General features: G+C 33.5%; 19 protein-coding genes. 6 read left to right on the top strand and 13 right to left on the bottom strand.

All coding sequences use genetic code 11. From position 1 onward, the window contains the following. The first annotated feature begins 87 nt into the window (after positions 1-87). Complete coding sequence (glmM, locus tag AAEO57_RS08325; RefSeq protein ID WP_341691496.1) at positions 88-1,476, top strand: phosphoglucosamine mutase; 1,389 nt, start codon at positions 88-90, stop codon at positions 1,474-1,476. A gap of 91 nt (positions 1,477-1,567) precedes the next feature. Here glmM and AAEO57_RS08320 read toward each other — a convergent pair whose 3' ends face one another. The 7 genes from AAEO57_RS08320 to rsfS all read right to left on the bottom strand — a co-directional run bounded on the left by AAEO57_RS08320 (position 1,568) and on the right by rsfS (position 7,194). Next, positions 1,568-2,347, bottom strand: coding sequence for a superoxide dismutase (locus tag AAEO57_RS08320; protein ID WP_341691494.1), 780 nt, complete (start codon positions 2,345-2,347; stop codon positions 1,568-1,570). A 7-nt stretch (positions 2,348-2,354) separates the two neighbouring features. Then, positions 2,355-2,624, bottom strand: coding sequence for an acyl-CoA-binding protein (locus AAEO57_RS08315; protein ID WP_341691492.1), 270 nt, complete (start codon positions 2,622-2,624; stop codon positions 2,355-2,357). Next, positions 2,624-3,277, bottom strand: coding sequence for a phosphatidylserine decarboxylase family protein (locus AAEO57_RS08310; protein ID WP_341691490.1), 654 nt, complete (start codon positions 3,275-3,277; stop codon positions 2,624-2,626). Before AAEO57_RS08310 ends, AAEO57_RS08315 begins: the two co-directional genes overlap by 1 nt. Further along, the gene (locus tag AAEO57_RS08305; protein ID WP_341691488.1) at positions 3,267-4,157 is read right to left on the bottom strand and encodes a phosphatidate cytidylyltransferase; all 891 of its coding nucleotides are present in this window, start codon (positions 4,155-4,157) and stop codon (positions 3,267-3,269) included. Before AAEO57_RS08305 ends, AAEO57_RS08310 begins: the two co-directional genes overlap by 11 nt. Position 4,158: 1 nt before the next feature. Continuing rightward, on the bottom strand, positions 4,159-4,764 hold the full coding sequence (locus tag AAEO57_RS08300) for a lactate utilization protein B/C (protein ID WP_341691486.1): 606 nt from the start codon (positions 4,762-4,764) through the stop codon (positions 4,159-4,161). A 114-nt stretch (positions 4,765-4,878) separates the two neighbouring features. Continuing rightward, complete coding sequence (ftsH, locus tag AAEO57_RS08295) at positions 4,879-6,804, bottom strand: ATP-dependent zinc metalloprotease FtsH (RefSeq protein WP_341691484.1); 1,926 nt, start codon at positions 6,802-6,804, stop codon at positions 4,879-4,881. 18 nt (positions 6,805-6,822) lie between these two features. Further along, positions 6,823-7,194, bottom strand: coding sequence for a ribosome silencing factor (rsfS, locus tag AAEO57_RS08290; protein WP_007809313.1), 372 nt, complete (start codon positions 7,192-7,194; stop codon positions 6,823-6,825). 93 nt (positions 7,195-7,287) lie between these two features. Between rsfS and AAEO57_RS08285 the strand changes: the two genes are divergently transcribed. Beyond that, the gene (locus AAEO57_RS08285) at positions 7,288-8,016 is read left to right on the top strand and encodes a biotin--[acetyl-CoA-carboxylase] ligase (protein WP_341691483.1); all 729 of its coding nucleotides are present in this window, start codon (positions 7,288-7,290) and stop codon (positions 8,014-8,016) included. Between the two features lie 40 nt (positions 8,017-8,056). Here AAEO57_RS08285 and AAEO57_RS08280 read toward each other — a convergent pair whose 3' ends face one another. The 3 genes from AAEO57_RS08280 to pyrE form a co-directional block, all read right to left on the bottom strand. Beyond that, positions 8,057-8,719 carry a hypothetical protein gene (locus AAEO57_RS08280; RefSeq protein WP_341691482.1) on the bottom strand — a complete coding sequence of 221 codons (663 nt, stop codon included), beginning with the start codon at positions 8,717-8,719 and terminating at the stop codon, positions 8,057-8,059. Positions 8,720-8,974: 255 nt separating this feature from the next. Continuing rightward, positions 8,975-9,367, bottom strand: coding sequence for an SRPBCC family protein (locus AAEO57_RS08275; RefSeq protein ID WP_341691481.1), 393 nt, complete (start codon positions 9,365-9,367; stop codon positions 8,975-8,977). A gap of 61 nt (positions 9,368-9,428) precedes the next feature. Then, positions 9,429-10,073, bottom strand: a complete 645-nt coding sequence (pyrE, locus tag AAEO57_RS08270) for an orotate phosphoribosyltransferase (protein WP_341691480.1) — start codon at positions 10,071-10,073, stop codon at positions 9,429-9,431. Positions 10,074-10,080: 7 nt separating this feature from the next. On the opposite strand from pyrE, the gene AAEO57_RS08265 reads away from it, so the two are divergent. The 3 genes from AAEO57_RS08265 to AAEO57_RS08255 all read left to right on the top strand — a co-directional run bounded on the left by AAEO57_RS08265 (position 10,081) and on the right by AAEO57_RS08255 (position 13,035). Further along, the gene (locus tag AAEO57_RS08265) at positions 10,081-10,704 is read left to right on the top strand and encodes an NUDIX hydrolase (protein WP_341691479.1); all 624 of its coding nucleotides are present in this window, start codon (positions 10,081-10,083) and stop codon (positions 10,702-10,704) included. Between the two features lie 306 nt (positions 10,705-11,010). Further along, on the top strand, positions 11,011-12,360 hold the full coding sequence (locus tag AAEO57_RS08260; RefSeq protein WP_341691477.1) for a DEAD/DEAH box helicase: 1,350 nt from the start codon (positions 11,011-11,013) through the stop codon (positions 12,358-12,360). A gap of 225 nt (positions 12,361-12,585) precedes the next feature. After that, the gene (locus AAEO57_RS08255) at positions 12,586-13,035 is read left to right on the top strand and encodes a hypothetical protein (protein ID WP_341691475.1); all 450 of its coding nucleotides are present in this window, start codon (positions 12,586-12,588) and stop codon (positions 13,033-13,035) included. A gap of 78 nt (positions 13,036-13,113) precedes the next feature. On the opposite strand, the gene AAEO57_RS08250 is transcribed toward AAEO57_RS08255, so the two are convergent. From AAEO57_RS08250 to AAEO57_RS08240, 3 genes are all read right to left on the bottom strand, one after another. Then, positions 13,114-13,629 carry a DUF421 domain-containing protein gene (locus AAEO57_RS08250; RefSeq protein WP_341691473.1) on the bottom strand — a complete coding sequence of 172 codons (516 nt, stop codon included), beginning with the start codon at positions 13,627-13,629 and terminating at the stop codon, positions 13,114-13,116. Positions 13,630-13,724: 95 nt separating this feature from the next. Continuing rightward, positions 13,725-15,092: a 30S ribosomal protein S6--L-glutamate ligase gene (gene rimK / locus AAEO57_RS08245; RefSeq protein WP_341691471.1), complete on the bottom strand. Its 1,368-nt coding sequence runs from the start codon at positions 15,090-15,092 to the stop codon at positions 13,725-13,727. A gap of 139 nt (positions 15,093-15,231) precedes the next feature. Continuing rightward, positions 15,232-17,778, bottom strand: a complete 2,547-nt coding sequence (locus AAEO57_RS08240; protein ID WP_341691469.1) for an ATP-dependent Clp protease ATP-binding subunit — start codon at positions 17,776-17,778, stop codon at positions 15,232-15,234. Between the two features lie 257 nt (positions 17,779-18,035). Here AAEO57_RS08240 and gyrA point away from each other — a divergent pair, with 257 nt between their 5' ends. After that, a complete protein-coding gene (gyrA, locus tag AAEO57_RS08235; RefSeq protein ID WP_341691467.1) occupies positions 18,036-20,678 on the top strand; it encodes a DNA gyrase subunit A in 2,643 nt (880 codons plus the stop codon). Positions 20,679-20,691 lie beyond the last annotated feature (13 nt).

The raw sequence follows: 20,691 nt of genomic DNA, 5'->3' as shown, positions 1-20,691 counted from the left end.
AGATTATTTCAAAATCTTAAGAACTTAGTCACTAAGTAACCCGGCAACTTTTCTATATTTGTAGTTAAATAACCATAACTCATACAAATGACTTTAATAAAATCGATTTCAGGTATACGAGGAACAATCGGTGGAAAAGTAGGAGATAACCTGACTCCTGTTGATGCTGTGAAATTTGCATCGGCTTACGGAACTTTCCTGAAAAATAATATTCAAAAAGAAAAACTAACGGTTGTAATTGGCCGTGATGCCCGAATTTCAGGACCAATGATTCATAATTTGGTAGTGAATACTCTAATAGGTTTAGGAATTAATGTAATTGATCTTGGACTTTCAACGACGCCAACAGTAGAAGTGGCAGTTCCTTTAGAAAAAGCTGACGGCGGAATAATTCTGACAGCTTCTCATAATCCAAAACAGTGGAATGCTTTAAAATTATTAAATGCAAAAGGTGAATTCTTAAGCGGTGCTGATGGTGCGAAAATTCTTGAAATTGCTGAAGCTGAAGCTTTCGATTTCTCTGATGTTGATAGTTTAGGAGAAATCACGCCGAACGACGCTTATATGGATATTCATATTGACGAAGTGTTGAATTTACCATTAGTAGACATTGAAGCAGTAAAAGCGGCTAAATTTAAAGTAGTGGTAGATGGAGTAAATTCGTCTGGCGGAATCGTTATACCGAAACTATTAGAACAAATGGGGGTTGAAGTGGTAAAATTATATTGTGAACCAAACGGACATTTTCCTCATAACCCGGAACCATTAAAAGAACATTTGACTGATATTTCTGAATTAGTTGTAAAAGAAAAGGCTCATTTAGGTATTGTTGTAGATCCCGATGTTGATCGTCTGGCTTTTATAAGTGAAGATGGTGAAATGTTTGGAGAAGAATATACTTTGGTCGCCTGTGCTGATTATGTTTTGAGCAAAACTCCGGGAAATACTGTTTCTAATATGTCTTCTTCCCGTGCCTTAAGAGATGTAACTCAAAATCAAGGTGGAAGCTACGAAGCAAGTGCAGTAGGAGAGGTGAATGTGGTAGAATTGATGAAAAAAAATAATGCTGTTATAGGAGGTGAAGGTAACGGTGGAATTATCTATCCTGAATTGCATTATGGGAGAGACAGTTTGGTAGGAGTTGCTTTGTTTTTGACACATTTGGCAAATAAAAAGATATCGGTTTCTGCTTTACGTGCCTCTTATCCGGAGTATTACATGAGTAAAAATAAAATTGAACTGACACCGCAAATTGATGTTGATGCAATTTTAGTAGCGATGACTGATAAATATAAAAATGAAGACATTTCAACAATAGATGGAGTTAAAATTGATTTCGCAACAGAATGGGTTCATCTGAGAAAATCAAATACAGAGCCTATTATTCGTATTTATACAGAAGCTCCTTCTCAGGAAAAAGCAGATATTTTGGCACTTAGAATAATTGATGAAATAAAAGCAATTGCAGGTATTTAAGAATTAAATATCTGGATTGTATGAAATAAAAAAAGTTTGATGAGATCATCAAACTTTTTTTATTTCATATTTTTTTTTTTAATATTTTTTTTTAATATTTTTTAACCTTGGACAGGGCCGCTTTGTAATTTTCGTTTACTTTCTCCCAATTGATTAATTTGTAAAAAGCATCAATATAACTTCCTTTTCTATTCTGATAATCCAGATAATAGGCATGTTCCCATAAATCAATTCCTAAAATTGGAGTTCCTGGAATCAAAGCATTTCTCATTAAAGGATTATCCTGATTTTCGGTAGTTGTAATTTGTAATTTTCCAGCCTTGTCAACAACCAGCCAAACCCACCCTGAACCGAATTGTTTAGTCGCTTCATTTTTAAATTGAGTAGTAAGGTTGTTGAAAGATCCAAATTCTTTATTGATTGAACCTGCCAAAGTATCTTTTGGAGTCTGTTCTTTTGGTGTTAAAATATCAAAATAAAGAGTGTGATTGTAATAACCACCTGCGTTTTGACGAAGTTTCGCATTGTTCATATCCATTTTTTTTAGAATATCTTCAATAGGAGCATTTTCAAATTCGGTTGATACAATTTCTTTATTTAAATTATTTGTATACGTTAAATAATGTTTAGAATAATGAGTTTCTAAAGTCAATGAGCGTATTGCAGGAGCTAAAGCATCGTAGCCAAAAGGTAATTTTGTCAGTGCAAATGAACCTTCTTCAGCTTTTACATCGGCAGGAGTGCCAATTATAATTTTTTCTTCCTTTGTAGGTAAAGGAACTTCAACAACTTCGGTTAGCTTATTGTCATTACAGGAAAATAACATCAGTAACGAAGCTGTGAAAGAAAAACAGATGATGTTTTGTTTCATAATTTAATTATTTTGATGTTAGTGAATTGATTATTTCAATATAATTCTCTTTTGCCTCTTCAATGGATATATGGCTGATTTGCATCCACGCATTTGTTTTAAATGCATCGCGCAAACCAAAGTTTTCAGATTGATTGTATACTGCAGTTCCAAATGTAGCCTGTTTATAGTAGGCATAAAGTCTTAACTGCACATCTTGCGGCAAAGAGGCCTGAGTCATTTTCATAGCAGTTTCTACGGCCTCAGAAAAACGAATATCTAAATCTTTTTTTGTCATTAAGCTTTTGTAGCGATAATTGTTTTGCCTCCAATAGCTTTTTCGCCTAAGCTTACATTAATTGGAGTACCTAAAGGTAAAAATAAATCTACTCTCGAGCCAAATTTAATAAAGCCAGCATCAGTTCCCTGAACAACCTGCATTCCTTCCTGAGCATAATTTACAATTCGACGCGCCAATGCACCGGCAATTTGTCTGTAAAGTATCTGTCCGAAAGTTTCGTTTTCAATTACCACAGTCGTTCTTTCGTTTTCTTCACTTGCTTTTGGATGCCAGGCAACTAAAAATTTTCCAGGATGATATTTACTGAATTTTATAATACCATCCATTGCATAGCGTGTTACGTGTACGTTTATAGGAGACATAAAAATAGAAACCTGTAAACGCTTGTCTTTAAAAAATTCTCCTTCATAAACTTCTTCAATAACCACAACTTTTCCATCTACAGGAGCAAGGATTTGGTCACTATTTCTGATTGCAATTCTTTTAGGATTTCTAAAAAATTGCAAAATGATAATCAATACAAGTAAACCAGCTAACTGAACAAGTGTTCTCAGCCAATTGATACCAATAAATCTTTCAGCAATTAAAAGTACAGCAACCGCAAATACGGTACCTAATAAAATGGATGGGCCTCCTTCTTTATGAAACATAATATAAAATTTGATAAAATAAAAATATAACTGGTGCTACAAATATAACACTATCTAATCGATCTAAAATACCTCCGTGTCCTGGCATTATTGCCCCGCTGTCTTTTACTCCTGCAATTCTTTTAAACTTAGACTCAATAAGGTCACCAATTGTTCCAAAAACGCTGGCAATTAAAGCAATAATTGTCCAAATTAAAATAGACCTGCTGCTGAAATCAGGATTGGGCTGAATGTATAATTTTGAAATTAAGAAACCTGCAAAAGCTGCGAAAACAACCCCTCCTAGAAAACCTTCAATGGTTTTTTTAGGCGAAATACGTTCAAATAATTTATGTTTTCCAATTGATTTTCCAACTAAATAAGCAAATGTGTCATTGGTCCAGATTAAAATGAATAATCCGGTAATGATTTTTGGATTGTAGTCATTGGTGCCAAAAGAAATTTTAATAATGAATACAAAAGGGAGTGTAATATAACCCAGTAAATATAAATATTTTGATGAAATACTGACTTTCTGAACACTGTCGTAAAATAAAAACAAAACACATTTAACAGATATGACAATAGTAACAGCGAGGAGTATTAAGTCAAGTTGCTGTATATTGGTATTGAGATTTATTTCTGAATTAAAGGAGTTTTCTAAGAATGCAGTTGTTTCTTTATTATAATGACTTACTAGTATAATACCTGAATACAAAATAGTTCCAAAAAGAATTGAAAATATTTTATTTAAGTTTACCAGACTACAAAATTCATAAATAGCAATAATTAGAAAAATGCCAAAAAGAATGATAAAGCTTTCGGTAGAAAACAGAATAGAAGTTAGTAATAAAGCAATGTAAACAGCACCAGAAATGCTCCTCTTAAGGGTTTCATTCATCTTAAAGGTCTTCTAAGAGCAATAAGTATAAATTTTTTGCAACACTTCCGTATTGTGTAAAATCTTCCTCTTTAGCTTTTTCGAAATATTTGATCGTGGTAATATTCGTAGGATAGTCTCTCTCGTATTTTCTTTTAATTGCACTTAATCCATCGCTTTTCATTGGGAGAATTTGACTTGTTGTTGCAATTATTACAATGTTAGCGGGTAATTCGTTAGGTTTGTTTTGTTTTATTTGTTTAGATGAAAATAAAATAGATCCTTCATCAGCAATTAAATTTTCGCAGCTGGCAAAAAGAAATTTTGGCTGTGCAGGAGAATGATAAGGGAGTTTGTTTTCTTCTAATAAACTGAAAAGTGCCGGCTCATAACATAATACTTCATTTTCAAACCAGTCATTTTCTTCCAGGATATTTTCAAATTGTTCTTCAACTTCCTGTCTGTTTTCACAATACAAAAATTTTCCTCCATTTTTCTTAAAATTAAAAATGAATTGTTCATCTATGGATAAATGACTATTAGGAGCAGGTTTGTTTGCGTACTCGCTTTCGTTTTCTTCGTCAGATGAAGCATTGGCTGAGCCAAATATTTTTTTGAAAAAACTCATTATATATGAAATACTTTACATGTTAATTGAAAACGTTCAAAGATAAAAAAATCTTAATTCAAAAGAGGCTTTTGAATTAAGATTTTAAAAAATATTAAATATTTTGCTGAAGTTTTACGAAACTACTTCTCCTAAATTTTTATCAAAAGAGCGTTTTCCAAAGATGTTTTCCAGATCATCTTTAAAAATAACTTCTTTTTCAATCAATATATCGGCAAGTTGATTTAGTTTGTCTTTGTTTTCTTCTAATATTTGAATAGCTCTTTGGTATTGGCCTTCAATTAATTCTGATATTTCTGCATCAATAATTTTTGCAGTTTCGTCAGAATATGGTTTTGAGAAACTGTATTCGCTTTGTCCGCTTGAGTCATAATAAGTAACGTTTCCGATTTTATCATTCAATCCATAAATTGTTACCATGGCTCTTGCCTGGCGTGTTACTTTTTCTAAATCGCTTAACGCACCGGTCGAAATTCTGTTAAAAGTCACTTTTTCTGCAGCTCTTCCGCCCATAGTAGCACACATCTCGTCTAACATTTGATCTGTTCTTACGATTTGTCTTTCTTCTGGTAAGTACCAAGCAGCGCCTAAACTTTGTCCACGAGGAACTATAGTTACTTTGATAAGAGGTGCGGCATGTTCAAGCATCCAGCTTACAGTTGCATGACCTGCTTCGTGAATTGCAATTGCTCTTTTTTCTTCAGGGGTGATGATTTTGTTTTTCTTTTCAAGACCACCAATAATTCTGTCAACAGCGTCTAAAAAATCTTGTCTGTCTACTGCAGCTTTATTATTACGGGCAGCAATTAAAGCTGCTTCATTACAAACATTTGCTATGTCAGCTCCTGAGAATCCAGGAGTTTGTTTTGCTAAAAAATCTAAGTCAAGACCTTCAACTTTTTTGATAGGAGCAAGGTGTACAGCAAAAATTTCTGCTCTTTCACGAATGTCCGGCAAGTCAACAAAAATTTGTCGGTCAAAACGGCCGGCACGCATTAACGCTTTATCAAGAACGTCAGCTCTGTTGGTTGCAGCTAAAACGATTACATTTGAGTTTGTACCAAAACCATCCATTTCAGTTAGTAATTGGTTCAGTGTATTTTCGCGTTCGTCATTTCCGCCAGACATATTGCTTTTTCCTCTCGCTCTACCAACTGCGTCAATTTCATCAATAAAAATAATAGCAGGGGATTTTTCTTTTGCCTGTTTGAATAAGTCACGTACTCTAGAAGCACCAACACCAACAAACATTTCTACGAAGTCAGAACCTGACAGTGAAAAGAAAGGTACCTGTGCTTCTCCGGCAACGGCCTTTGCTAATAAAGTTTTACCAGTTCCTGGAGGGCCAACAAGTAAAGCACCTTTAGGTATTTTACCTCCAAGATTAGTGTATTTTTCAGGGTTTTTAAGAAATTCAACAATTTCCTGAATTTCCTCTTTTGCGCCTTCTAAACCTGCAACATCTTTAAATGTTGTTTTGATGTCCGTTTTTTCGTCAAAAAGTTTAGCTTTCGATTTTCCAATATTAAAAATCTGACCACCTCCGCCAGCTCCGCCACCGGACATTTTTCGCATGATGAAAATCCAGACTCCTATGATGATAATAATAGGAAGAAGGCTGACAAAAATATCGCTCCAGTTGTTAGCTTCCTTAAAATCATAATCAACTAATTTTTTTTCAGCTTTGGCTTTGTCTAATTTTTCCTGAAAAGACTTAAGGTCACCAAATTTAGTTGTGTAATGAGGACCTTTATTAAGTCTGTCAAACATATCTTTGGCAACTTTTTTATTTGAAGGGTCTTTCAGAGCTGCTTCTGTTAAGTAGATTTCAGCGTCTTTATTGTTAAAAATAATAACATTTTTAATTTGCCCTTTGGCCAACATATTGTCTATGTCAGATGATTTAAGCTGTGCAGGTTCGCTTAAGTTAGAACCTCCAGTTGCAAAACTTATAAATAAAAAAACCAAAAGTATTGCGGTGTATATTAACCAGGGACTTAATTTAAATTTACTCGGATTTGGATTATTATCTTTAGCCATCAGTAGAGAAAGTTTCTTTTAGTATTTGTTTTCGATTGTAGTTATTTTGGCGTCACCCCAAAGGCTTTCGATGTTGTAGTATTCGCGAATGTGTTTTTGGAAAACATGTACCACAATATGCACATAATCCATAAGGACCCATTCTGCGTTATCGGTACCTTCTACGTGCCAGGGTTTATCTTTTAAGTCTTTAGAGACTGTTTTTTGAATTGAGTTTACAATGGCGTTAACCTGTGTATTTGAACTTCCGTTGCAAATTACAAAATAGTCACAAACTGCCGTGTCTATTTCTCTTAAGTCAAGAATATCGATATCATTTCCTTTTACTTCTTCAATCCCTTTGATTATGTTCGCCAGTAGAACATCATTATTAATAGTCTTTTTCGCCATGTATTATTTTATATGAATTTGTAAAGTTACCAAAATTTGTGATTATTTTTGAACCTTAACAAAATATTAAATTAAGTTATTTAAATTACTTAAATGAAACTAATCAAACTCGATGCCATAGATTCAACAAACGATTTTCTTAAGGCATTATCTAATCAGGATGAACTGGATAATTTTACAGTCGTAACAGCTGAAAATCAGACAAAAGGAAAAGGTCAGATGGGGTCTAAATGGGAGTCGGAATCAGGTAAAAACTTAATTATGAGTGTCTTGGTTAAGGATTTTTTGTTTAATAATGAACAGGTTTTTAATATGAGTATAATAGTTTCATTAGCTGTTGTAGAAGTATTAAAATCGCTCGATATTCCTGATTTAAGCATAAAGTGGCCAAACGACATTATGTCATACAATAAGAAAATTGGTGGCATACTTATCGAAAACACCATCAAAAGTGATGGCAGAATCGTGTCAGTAGTTGGATTAGGTCTAAATGTTAATCAGACAAATTTTGAATATTTACCACATGCGTCATCGTTGGCAGTAATTTCTGGAAACCTGTTTGATAAAGATATTTTTCCAAAATTAATTATTGAAAATATCCAACAAAAAATAGAATCCTGGCAAACAGAATCATTATGTTATTGGAAAAAATATTACAATACGTTATTCAGAAGAGGCGTTCCGATGCCTTTTAAAAATCTGGAAAATCAAAACTTCATGGGAATTATTCAGGGAGTTTCAGCTATTGGAAAGTTACAAGTTTTACTTGAAGATGATTCGGTTTCAGAATTTGATATTAAGGAAATACAGATGCTCTATTAAAGAGAAAGATTCATTGTTTCAAAGTTGCAAATCAATCTTTCTAAATTTGATGAATTGATTCGGTTTTAGTTTTTGGTTCTATTTTTCGATTCCAGTAAATGATATAGAATGTTCCTAAAATTGATGGTGTAATCCATGCAATCACACTACCAATTCCTAATCCGGCAACAATGTAAGCTGTAATAGATGCGATTAGTGCACCAACCATTTTTCCTATATGTTTTGATAACCAGATTTTGTTGATCTCTGATAATTTTTTGAAAAAGATAAAGTCTTTATAGCTCATGTAAAAACCAAATCCTCCAAAGAAAATAAACAATATTCCATTTGTGATATTATTTAACTGGCAATAAATCCCCAACAAGATCATTATTACAGAAAAAAGCAATATACTTCCTGAAATTATTTTATCTGTTAAATCGGCTTTTAGTTTGTGTTTAAAAGCCAATGCTCTATTTCCTGAGATAACAAGATAGATAGTAAACAATCCAATCAGAAATAAAAAAATGTTTTGATGATTTGGCATCCAACAGATAATCAGTGAAATAATTGAACTCGTTAACATTCCGATGGAAAATAATTTACCCATTCTTTTATGTAATTTACCACCTTTTTTAACAGCGACACTTCCGATTCCTGTAATTAGCCCAATTCCTCCAAAAAATGCATGAATGTAAATTAAAATCTTAATTGTTTGTTCCATCTGATACGTTTTAGTTTTGATGGATCAAACTTAGATTAATATCCCGCCAGATAATAATTTATGTTTCTGAATTGTATTTTTTTCAAGATGAATTGTTTTTTGAAGAGTTTAGGTGATTTAAGGTAAAGTTTTTTGATCTTTTAAATTCTCAAACTGAAGTTCTCAGAATTGAGAAAAATCAAAACAACTCGAATTTTATTGAAATAAAAAAAGTCCGATGGTTAAATCGGACTTTATAATTTACAATACTAATGATTATAGTTTGTTCATATTATTAGCTAAAGTTTCAATAAACTTACTTATTGGTCCTTTAACCATCATTGCCATCATAGCATTAAATTCTCCTTCAAAAAATAACTGAACAGCACTTTCTGAATCAGAAACACTATCAATATTTGAAACTAAAGTAAAAGGAAGTTTATCACTTGCAGCGCCCAAAACAATTTTATTTGGAGCTACTTTATCTTTCATTTTAAGTTTTATTTCAGGCATCCCTTTTAGTCCAAAAATAAAAGCATCTTCGCCAGTCACTTCAAATTTAGCAATATTATCCGGCATTAATTTTTCAAAATTCTTTACATCAGACAGTAAATCAAATAATTCCTGAGCTGATTTCTGAACAGTAACTTTTGGACTTTCTAAGTTCATATATTTATTTTTTTTTATTGTTTTTCAGGGAAAGTGATGAAAATATTAATTAAATTTTAAATTATTCCTGTCTCCAGGTTGACGGACTCACACTCCAATCCTGTAAAGCGGTTTGCTGGTCTTCACTAATGTATTGTTTCTGAACTGCTAAATTGAGTAAGTTATCGTAGTTGCTTAAAGTGAATAAATCAATATTTGCTTTTTTGAAGTTTTCTTCAGCAACGCTAAAACCGTAGGTAAAAATAGCTGCCATACCTTTAATATTAGCCCCTTCATTACGTAAAGCCTCTACAGCCATGAGGCTGCTGTTTCCTGTACTGATTAAATCTTCAACAACAACAACATTCTGACCTTTTTGTAAAAAGCCTTCAACCTGATTTTGTCTTCCGTGCTTTTTGGGTTCCGGGCGCACATATACAAATGGCAATCCAAGGCTTTCTGCAACAAGAATTCCAATTCCAATAGCTCCGGTAGCGACTCCGGCTATAACATCTGGTTTGCCAAATTGTTTTTCAATATTTTTAGCAAATTCATCACGAACATAGTTTCGGATAATTGGAAATGAAAGAATTAACCTATTATCACAATAAATAGGTGATTTCCATCCTGAAGCCCAGGTAAAAGGATTTTCAGGATTCAATTTAATTGCATTTATTTGCAAAAGCAATTCTGCTGTTTTTTCGGCGGTATCTTTATTAAAAATCATAGTACAAATGTATAAAGTTTTTGTGAACGACAAACCACTTTTTTTGACAAATGAAATCTCAAGAGAGACTAATTTTCAATTATTCTTGTTGGAAAGTATTGATATTGAGCAGATCATAGTTAAAATTTTTCAGAATAAAATTCAGAAGGCTTATTTGTACCATCCGGATGAAAAAGAAATTATGAAGACCTTAAAAGCTAAGATCCCTGTAAATAAAGCAGGCGGAGGTTTTGTTTATAATAAAAAAGGTGAAGTTTTGTTTATTTTCAGAAATGGAAAGTGGGATCTGCCAAAAGGCGGAATCGAAAAAGGGGAGGAGATTGAAACTACAGCTATGCGTGAAGTTGAAGAAGAAACTGGTGTAAATGGTTTGCGAATTACCAATAAGCTTCAAAAAACGTATCATATATTTAAACGAAACGGAAAATACAAACTCAAAATCACGCATTGGTTCGAAATGTACACTGATTTTGAAGGTACTCCACAAGGGCAATTGGAAGAAGGCATCGAAAAAGTAGCCTGGCTTAATCCGGAACAAATTAAAGAAGCACTTAAAAATTCATACGAAAACATCAAATTGTTGTTTGAAGAGGAGGAAAAACCAATATTTAAGATTCCAAATTCTAATTAATTACTATTGGTTTAGACTCTCTTAAATTAAAGATTCATGTTTAATTTTTGTACCATATTCCGGTAAGAGTGCAATTACCTTACACATACAGATTAACTTATTGGTAGCGCCATCTGTACTACTTTGGCAGCTTGTTTTTTATTTGTTTTTAGTTTCAGATTTCAAGATTATATGTTTTTGTGGTTGTTTGTCTCACGAAGATCAGGCAAATTAATATATAAAATCTGTTGGCAACTCAATATTTCGGTTAAAGCAACTTGAATAAAGAAAATCTTAAACTTGAAACCTTTTAATTACTTTTGCAAAATGAATAAAAAACAACATTCCAATAATATACTTTCGAATTTAGGAATTCAGAACCTAAATGAAATGCAGGAAATGGCACATGATGCTGTTTTAAACGAAAACAATGTTTTATTGCTTTCTCCAACAGGCTCAGGAAAAACATTAGCTTTCTTGCTTCCAGTTTTAGAACTATTACAGCCAGAAATTTTATCAGTACAGTGTCTGATTTTGGTACCGTCCAGAGAGCTTGGATTACAGATTGAACAGGTCTGGAAAAAAATGGGAACGCCATACAAAGTAAACATTTGTTATGGAGGACATTCAATTGATACTGAAATTAAAAATTTAAGTAATCCGCCTGCTATTTTAATTGGAACTCCAGGAAGGATTGCAGATCATATTGATAGAGAAACTTTCAGAACCGATAAGATTCAAACACTGATTTTAGATGAGTTTGATAAATCTCTGCAATTAGGTTTTCATGAACAAATGTCTTTTATCATCGGAAGATTGCCAAAAGTGAATAAGCGAGTTTTGGTTTCGGCAACTTCAGAGATTGAAATTCCAAAATATACCAGAGTAGTTAATCCAACAGTTTTAGATTTTATTCCGGAAGAAGAGGAAAAAGAAAATCTTTCAATGAAAATGGTGATTTCATCATCCAAAGATAAATTACAGAGTTTGTTTCATTTGATTTGTTCTTTAAAATCTCAGTCGGCAATTGTATTTTGTAATCATCGTGATGCAGCTGAACGAATTAGTGATACTCTGAATGAAAAAGGAATTTATTCAGTTTATTATCACGGAGGAATGGATCAGGAGGAACGTGAGCGTGCTTTGATTCAGTTTAGAAACGGAAGTATCAGTTACTTGATTACAACTGATTTGGCAGCTCGTGGTCTGGATATTCCGGAGATGAAGCATGTGATTCATTATCATCTGCCTTTGAAAGAAGATGAGTTTACTCACCGAAATGGACGTACAGCACGTATGCAGGCTTCGGGTACTGCTTATGTAATTGTTCATGAAAGCGAAAAACAACTGGATTATATCAATTATGATATGGAAGTTTTAAATATCGAAAACGCAGTAGTTTTGCCAAAACCGCCTGAATTTCAAACTATTTATATTAGCGGAGGAAAGAAAACAAAACTCAATAAGTTTGATATAGTCGGTTTCTTTTCTCAAAAAGGAAAACTAGAAAAAGAAGATTTAGGTCTGATTGAAGTAAAGGACTTTATTTCGTTTGCTGCCGTAAGATATAATAAAGTAAAAGATTTGCTTCAGAATATAAAAGATGAGAAGATGAAAGGAAGAAAATTTAAAATTGAAGTTGCCAGAAAGGTGGTAAAAAAAGAAGATTATAAATAATATTCTTATATTTTTTTTAATCTCTGACAAAAAAATAACTGTATGTTTGGATTGATTTGTTTTTGTATTTTGTTGATTTTGAATAAAATACATTTCGTCTATTATTCAATAATCGGATTTTATATAAAATTCACAATTTAATGTTGATAGAAGCGTAATTTTAGAAGTAATTTTTCATAATTTCGGCGTTCATTAATAGTAGTAAAAATTAACCCCAAATTAAGTATGAAAAAAATTATTACCCTTGCCATTTTGTTCTTTAGTTTTGTTTCAGTTGCTCAGATTAAAGTTATTGAAACTGTACCAGTTGAAAAATTAGGAAAAGTAAACAATAACTATATTCAAAAAATTGGAGATGAATATACTGTTTATTATACAAGCATTGTAAGTGATGATGATGATACTTCAAGTTTAAGAAAATTCTCTTTCAAAAACGTAAATAATGATTATGCAGGTCTTTACAGTATTATTATGAATGGTTTTAATGCAAGCCCTTTGTATGATATAAAATTAGAATTACCAAATAATTATATCTGGTTGCATTATACAGGAAATACACTTCCGGACAAAGCTACAGTTCAGTTTATGGTTTCAAGCAAAGATCCTTCTTCTGGTGCAAGTAGTGTTTCTGAACCTTTTGTAAAAGATCAGATTAATAAATTATTCCAAAAGTAATTTGCTAAAAAAAATAATTTAAAAGGCTATTCAGATTCTGTATAGCCTTTTTGTTTTATAAGATTGTATCAAATGATGTTATTTTCTAAAATTCTTATGATTATGTTTTCGTTTATAATGCGTTTGTTTTAGTTGATTTTTTTCTTTTGAAATTACACTAATTGTACCGTCAATTTCAAGCATGCAAAGTTTTACTTCTGTAAAATGTTCTAAACCGTGTTCTCGCATTGCTTCTTTTAGTTCATCGTTGGAGATATCCAGTTTGCTGAGGGTTTTAAATTCTAGTTTTCCATTATGAATAAGAATTTCAGGTTTATCTAAAAATAAATCATTTAGAACTTTGTATTTATGTGTCAGCTTTTTAATTGTAAAATTAATTACAAATAGTACTAATGCAGCAACTAAACCTCCCCAAAGACTTGTGTCAGGACCAACCATTGCATTTTGAACCGAATTGCTAATCAGTAAAATCAGAATAATATCTGCGGTATTTAACTGAGAAAGTTCTTTTTTACCGAATATTCGCAAAGCAATAGTCATAAAAAAATAGACGGCAGCACTTCTTAAAATGATATCTAAATAAGGGAAAGACATATTTTTTATTTTAAAGTTAATTAAAAAGCTTAATCAAATCTGTATTTCGATGAAGCTTTTTAATTAAATAATGGTGATAAAAGACTGATTTTAGTCTATAATTTAAAATTCTTTTCAATTGCTTTGATCATTTCTCCGGCAACGTCTTTGTTTGTAGCGCCTTCAATTCCTTCAAGACCTGGAGAAGAATTTACTTCAAGCAATAAAGGTCCTTTTGAAGAACGAATAATGTCAACACCAGCTACTTTCAAATCCATTGCTTTTGCAGCTTTAATGGCAATCTTTTTTTCTTCTGAAGTAACTTTGATTATTGATGCGGTACCACCAAGGTGGATATTAGCTCTAAATTCACCCGGCATTGCTTCACGCTGAATAGCTGCTACTACTTTACCATCAATTACAAAACAGCGAATATCTTTTCCGTTAGCTTCTTTGATAAATTCCTGAACCAAAATGTTTGCATTCAGGCTTTTAAAAGCGTTGATTACACTCTCTGCTGCTTTTTTAGTTTCGGCTAAAACAACACCTTTTCCTTGTGTTCCTTCAAGTAATTTTACGATTAAAGGAGAACCTCCAACCATTTTAATTAAATTATCAGTGTCCAAAGGAGAATTAGCAAAACCAGTAGTTGGAATATCAATCCCGCTATTTAAAAGCAATTGTAGCGAATATAGTTTGTCACGAGACTGTGTTATGGCTGTAGCCGAGTTTAAACAAAAAACTTTCAAAGCTTCAAATTGACGAGTCAAAGCGCAACCATAAAAAGTAATACTTGGACGGATTCTCGGAATAATGGCGTCAAACTGATTTAAAATTTTTCCGCCTCTGTAATGAATTTCGGGAGTTTTGGCATCCAGTTTCATATAGCATTCCTTAATGTTTAGGAAATGCATTTCGTGTCCGCGCATTTCGCCGGCTTCCATGATTCTTTTGTTACTGTATAATTCGGGATTGCTGGCTAAAAGACCTATGCGTAAACCTGAAGTGGCTTTTTCGGAATTTTGGTATAATTCTTTTAAAGCTTCTGTGGTTGGCTGGCCCAATAAATATTTTTGTTCAGGATCAACCAATACGCGTCCGCTCATAGCTTCGCGACCTAAAAGCATTCTGAAACCCATTGAGTCACGATTGGTCAAAGTCATTTCGATTGGCCATTTTGTATCTCCTATTTTCAGACTCGTTTGTATTACGTAACGATGTTCCCTAAAACCGCTGGAGCTTTTTACAATTCTTTTATCCACCAACGGAGCTTCACAATGGATTATGGTTTTTATGTTATTTTGAATCGGATTGATATCAAATTTCACCCAATTGGCATCATTTTTTATAAAAGGAGCTATGTTTATAGCGTGCATTGCTGAAGTTTTTGCGCCTGAATCCACGCGAGCCTTGATTGTAGGGATTCCAAGCTCTGGAAATGAGCACCATTCTTCACTGCCTAAAATGACTTTGTTTTGAAGCATACGTTGTTTTTATTATAAAATTTAATATCCAAAAATAGCTATTTGCTTTTACTAAAGATAGTGATTTATCTAAAAAAAATACCCGTTATGTTATGAAAACGTAACGGGTAAGTTATTTGTGTTATAAATTTAAATTATTTTATTGATTTGTTGGCTCTTCGGCTTTATGGATTTCTACTGAAAGTTCCTGAGCGTCATCTTTCAAATCCATTAATATTTCGTCACCAGAATGTATTTTTGAAGTTATGATTTCTTCTGCTAACAAATCTTCAACATATTTCTGGATGGCTCTTTTTAGAGGTCTTGCACCAAATTGTCTGTCAAATCCTTTTTCAGCGATAAATGCTTTTGCTTTATCGGTAAGACTTAAATTATAACCTAATTCAGCAATACGGCTGTAAAGTTTTTTAAGTTCAATTTCGATAATCAAATCGATATCAGCTTTTTCTAAAGCGTTAAATACTATTACGTCGTCGATTCTGTTTAAGAATTCTGGGGCAAATGTTTTCTTCAATGCATTTTCGATTATGCTTTTTGAATTTTCATCAGCCTGGGCTACTTTAGCAGCAGTTCCGAACCCAACGCCTTGTCCGAAATCTTTTAACTGACGCGCACCAACATTAGATGTCATGATAATGATGGTGTTTTTAAAGTCAATTTTACGACCTAAACTATCTGTTAAATACCCATCATCTAAAACCTGAAGCATCATATTGAATACATCCGGATGCGCTTTTTCGATCTCGTCTAAAAGGACCACACAGTAAGGTTTTCTACGAACTTTCTCGGTCAATTGCCCGCCTTCTTCGTAACCAACATATCCCGGAGGCGCTCCAACTAAACGAGAGATCGCAAATTTCTCCATGTATTCGCTCATGTCGATACGAACTAACGCATCTTCAGAATCAAATAATTCTTTTGCTAATACTTTTGCCAATTGTGTTTTACCAACTCCGGTCTGACCTAAGAAAATGAACGAACCAATTGGTTTATTTGGATCTTTAAGTCCGGCTCTGTTTCGTTGAATAGAACGTGCAATTTTAAGAACAGCATCGTTTTGTCCGATTACTTTATTCTGAATTAATTCTGGTAATTTAGCTAGTTTGTTGCTTTCTGTTTGTGCAATTCGGTTTACAGGAATTCCGGTCATCATAGAAACAACGTCCGCTACGTTATCTTCTGTAACTTCTATTCGGTTGTTTTTAGAATCTTCTTCCCATTGTTCCTGAGCAAGTGCTAAATCTTTTTCTATACGTTTTTCGTCATCGCGAAGTTTGGCAGCTTCTTCATATTTTTGTTTTTTAACTACCATATTTTTGTTCTCACGTACTTCTTCTAATTGACGCTCTAAATCCAAAATTTGCTTTGGTACGTCAATATTAGTGATGTGTACACGTGAACCGGCTTCATCCATAGCATCTATCGCTTTATCCGGTAAGAAACGCTCAGACATATATCTGTTTGTTAGCTTGACACAAGCTTCGATTGCTTCCGGAGTATATGTTACATTATGGTGATCTTCGTATTTGTCTTTAACGTTGTTCAAAATCGCAATAGTTTCTTCAACAGAAGTTGGTTCTACAATTACCTTTTGAAAACGTCTTTCTAAAGCACCATCTTTTTCAATGTATTGTCTGTATTCATCAAGAGTAGTAGCGCCTATACATTGGATTTCACCTCTTGCTAAAGCTGGTTTAAACATGTTCGAAGCGTCAAGTGAACCTGTTGCTCCTCCGGCTCCTACGATAGTGTGAATTTCGTCAATGAAAAGAATGATATCATCATTTTTTTCAAGCTCGTTCATTACGGCTTTCATTCTTTCTTCAAATTGTCCTCTGTATTTAGTTCCGGCAACTAAGCTGGCTAAATCTAAAGTAACAACACGTTTATGGAAAAGAATACGAGATACTTTCTTTTGGATAATACGCAAAGCAAGTCCTTCCGCAATAGCAGATTTACCAACACCTGGTTCACCTATTAAAAGTGGATTGTTCTTTTTTCTACGGCTAAGAATTTGCGAAACACGTTCAATTTCTTTTTCGCGTCCTACAACCGGATCTAGTTTTCCTTCTTCTGCCATTTCTGTTAAATCTCTCCCAAAATTATCCAAAACAGGAGTCTTAGATTTTTTGTTTGACTTATTGGCTGGATTGTTAAAACTACTTTCTTTTAAACTGTCATCTTGTCCTGAATCATCATTGTATGATTCGTTTTTTGGCAAGTTATCTAAGAATTCTTCTTCGTTTGGAGTCATATTTAAATACTGTTCTTTAGCTATGTCATAATCTATTTTTAGCTTATTCAATAACTTGGTTGTTGGATCGTTTTCGTTTCTTAAGATGCATAAAAGCAGATGAGCCGTACTGATTGATGAACTTTGAAATACTTTTGCTTCCAGAAAGGTTGTCTTCAGAGCTCTTTCGGCCTGCCGGGTAAGATGAAGATTTTTCTTTTCTGCATTTACTTCAACGCTATGGCTGGCCGGACTCAGTATTTCTACTTTCCTGCGTAAATGGTCTAAATCAACTGCCAGGTTATTAAGTATATGAATAGCTTTTCCGTTACCATCTCTTAAAATGCCCAGCATGAGATGTTCAGTACCAATAAAGTCGTGTCCTAAACGAAGGGCCTCTTCTTTACTGTATGTAATAACATCTTTTACTCTTGGTGAAAAATTATCATCCATAATATATAATTGGTATTGTAAATTTAATGAATTACTGTTTGAAAAACAAAAATCGTACCTTTCAGAAGACCTGTCAGCTAAGTGACAAAAAAAAAGGTAATAAAACAGTTAAAAAAGGCTTAATTTATTAACCAAATGGTAAAAAAAAGTTGTTAATAAATCATTGAAATAACTGTAAGGAAATAGCTGAAAAAATTTCAAAAAAACGTATCTTGGCACGCTTTGAAACTAAAATATAATATTTAATATAACAACTTATGTCTGAAGGAGAAAAGTTAATTCCTATTAACATCGAAGATGAAATGAAATCAGCTTACATCGATTATTCGATGTCGGTAATCGTATCGAGAGCACTTCCGGATGTTAGAGATGGCTTGAAACCAGTGCATCGAAGAGTTCTTTACGGAATGTATGATTTAGGTGTAACATCAAGATCTGCCCACAAAAAGTCTGCGAGAATTGTGGGGGAGGTTCTTGGTAAGTATCACCCGCATGGAGATACTTCTGTTTATGATGCAATGGTACGTATGGCGCAGGAATGGAGTATGCGATATTTATTAGTTGATGGTCAGGGTAACTTCGGTTCTGTAGATGGTGATAGTCCTGCGGCAATGCGTTATACTGAGGCCAGAATGCGTAAAATCTCAGAAGAGATTATGGCCGATATCGAAAAAGAAACAGTTGATTTTCAACTAAACTTTGACGATACAATTTACGAGCCTAAAGTAATGCCAACAAGAGTTCCTACTTTATTAGTAAACGGAGCAACAGGTATTGCAGTTGGTATGGCGACAAATATGCCGCCGCATAACTTAACTGAAGTTATCAATGGTACTTTGGCGTATCTTGATAATAATGATATTGAAGTAGACGAATTAATGACTCATATCAAAGCTCCTGATTTTCCAACGGGAGGTATTATTTATGGATATGAAGGCGTTCGTGAAGCTTTTAAAACAGGTAGAGGGCGTATTGTAATGCGTGCTAAAGTTGGTTTCGAAGAAGTGGATGGCAGAGAATGCATTATCGTTACAGAGATTCCTTATCAGGTAAACAAAGCCGAAATGATCAAGCGTACGGCTGATTTGGTTAACGAGAAAAAAATTGAAGGTATTGCAAATATCCGTGATGAGTCAGATAGAAGCGGTATGCGTATCGTTTATATCCTTAAACGTGATGCTACTCCAAACGTAGTTTTGAATACTTTATATAAGTACACTTCATTGCAATCTTCTTTCAGTGTAAATAATATTGCACTAGTAAAAGGACGTCCTCAATTGTTGAATCTGAAAGATATGATTCACTACTTTATTGAGCATCGTCACGATGTAGTAGTTAGAAGAACTCAATTTGAATTGCGTAAAGCAGAAGAAAGAGCGCATATTTTAGAAGGATTGATTATTGCTTCTGACAATATCGACGAAGTAATTGCGTTAATTAGAGGGTCTAAAAATACCGATGAAGCCAGAGAAAAATTAATTGAGAGATTTAAATTATCAGATATTCAGGCTCGTGCAATTGTAGAGATGCGTCTGCGTCAGTTAACAGGTCTGGAGCAAGATAAATTAAGAGCTGAATTTGACGAATTAATGAAGTTAATTGAGCATTTGAAAGCTTTATTAGCAGATGTTAATTTGAGAATTGATTTAATTAAAGAAGAGCTTACAGAGATTCGTGATAAATATGGTGATAATCGACGTTCGCAAATTGAATATTCAGGAGGGGATGTAAGTATAGAAGATTTGATTGCAGATGAAAATGTGGTTATTACAATTTCGCATGCAGGTTATATCAAACGTACAAATCTTACAGAGTATAAAACTCAAAACAGAGGAGGAGTTGGTCAAAAAAGTGCAGGAACAAGAGATCAGGATTTCCTTGAGCATATGTTCGTTGCAACCAACCATCAATATATGATGTTTTTTACCCAAAAAGGAAAATGTTTCTGGATGCGTGTTTATGAAATTCCTGAAGGAAGCAAAACAGCAAAAGGAAGAGCAATTCAGAACCTTGTAAATATTGAAAGTGACGACAAAGTAAAAGCTTTTATCTGTACGCAGGACCTTAAAGATAAAGATTATATCAATACCCATAATCTTGTGATGGTAACAAAACAAGGGCAGGTGAAGAAAACTTCTTTGGAGAAATATTCTAAACCACGTGTAAATGGTGTTGCAGCTATCACAATTAAAGAGGGGGATGAGTTAATGGGAGCAAAATTAACGAATGGTGAAAGTCAAATTATCTTAGCCGTAAAATCCGGTAAACTGGTTCGTTTTGAAGAAACAAAAACTCGCCCGATGGGAAGAACAGCTTCAGGAGTTCGTGGAATTACTTTGAAAGATGAAACTGATGAAGTAATTGGTATGGTTACTGTTGATAAAAATGATATTAACGATTCGCAAATTTTAGTGGTAACTGAAAACGGATATGGAAAACGTACCAAATTAGTCGACGAAGATGGAGAAGATGTATACAGAATTACAAACCGTGGTGGAAAAGGTGTTAAAACACTTAATATTACTGAAAAAACAGGGAAATTAATCTCAATAAATGCCGTTACAGATTCTGATGACTTAATGATTATCAATAAATCGGGATTGACAATAAGAATGGCTATTGAGGATTTACGTGTTATGGGGCGTGCAACGCAGGGTGTAAGATTGATTAACTTAAAAGGGAAAGATTCTATTGCAGCCGTAACAACTGTAATGAAAGACGAGGCAGAAGAAGTTGTTGTAGATGAAGATGGAAATGTTGTTGAGTCTGTAATCGAAAGAGTTAAGCCTGATCTGGAAGTGCTTGAAGACGATGGATCATCAGAAGATGAAGACGAAGATGATTCTGATGTAGAGCCAGAAGATGAAGATGATTCAGATGAAGAAGAATCTGAAGAATAAAAATTAAATCACA

The sequence above is a fragment of the Flavobacterium calami genome, from assembly GCF_038290035.1.
Lineage (GTDB): Bacteria > Bacteroidota > Bacteroidia > Flavobacteriales > Flavobacteriaceae > Flavobacterium > Flavobacterium calami.
The sequence above is the reverse complement of the archived record's forward strand: the minus strand, read 5'-3'. Positions and strand labels throughout refer to the sequence as shown.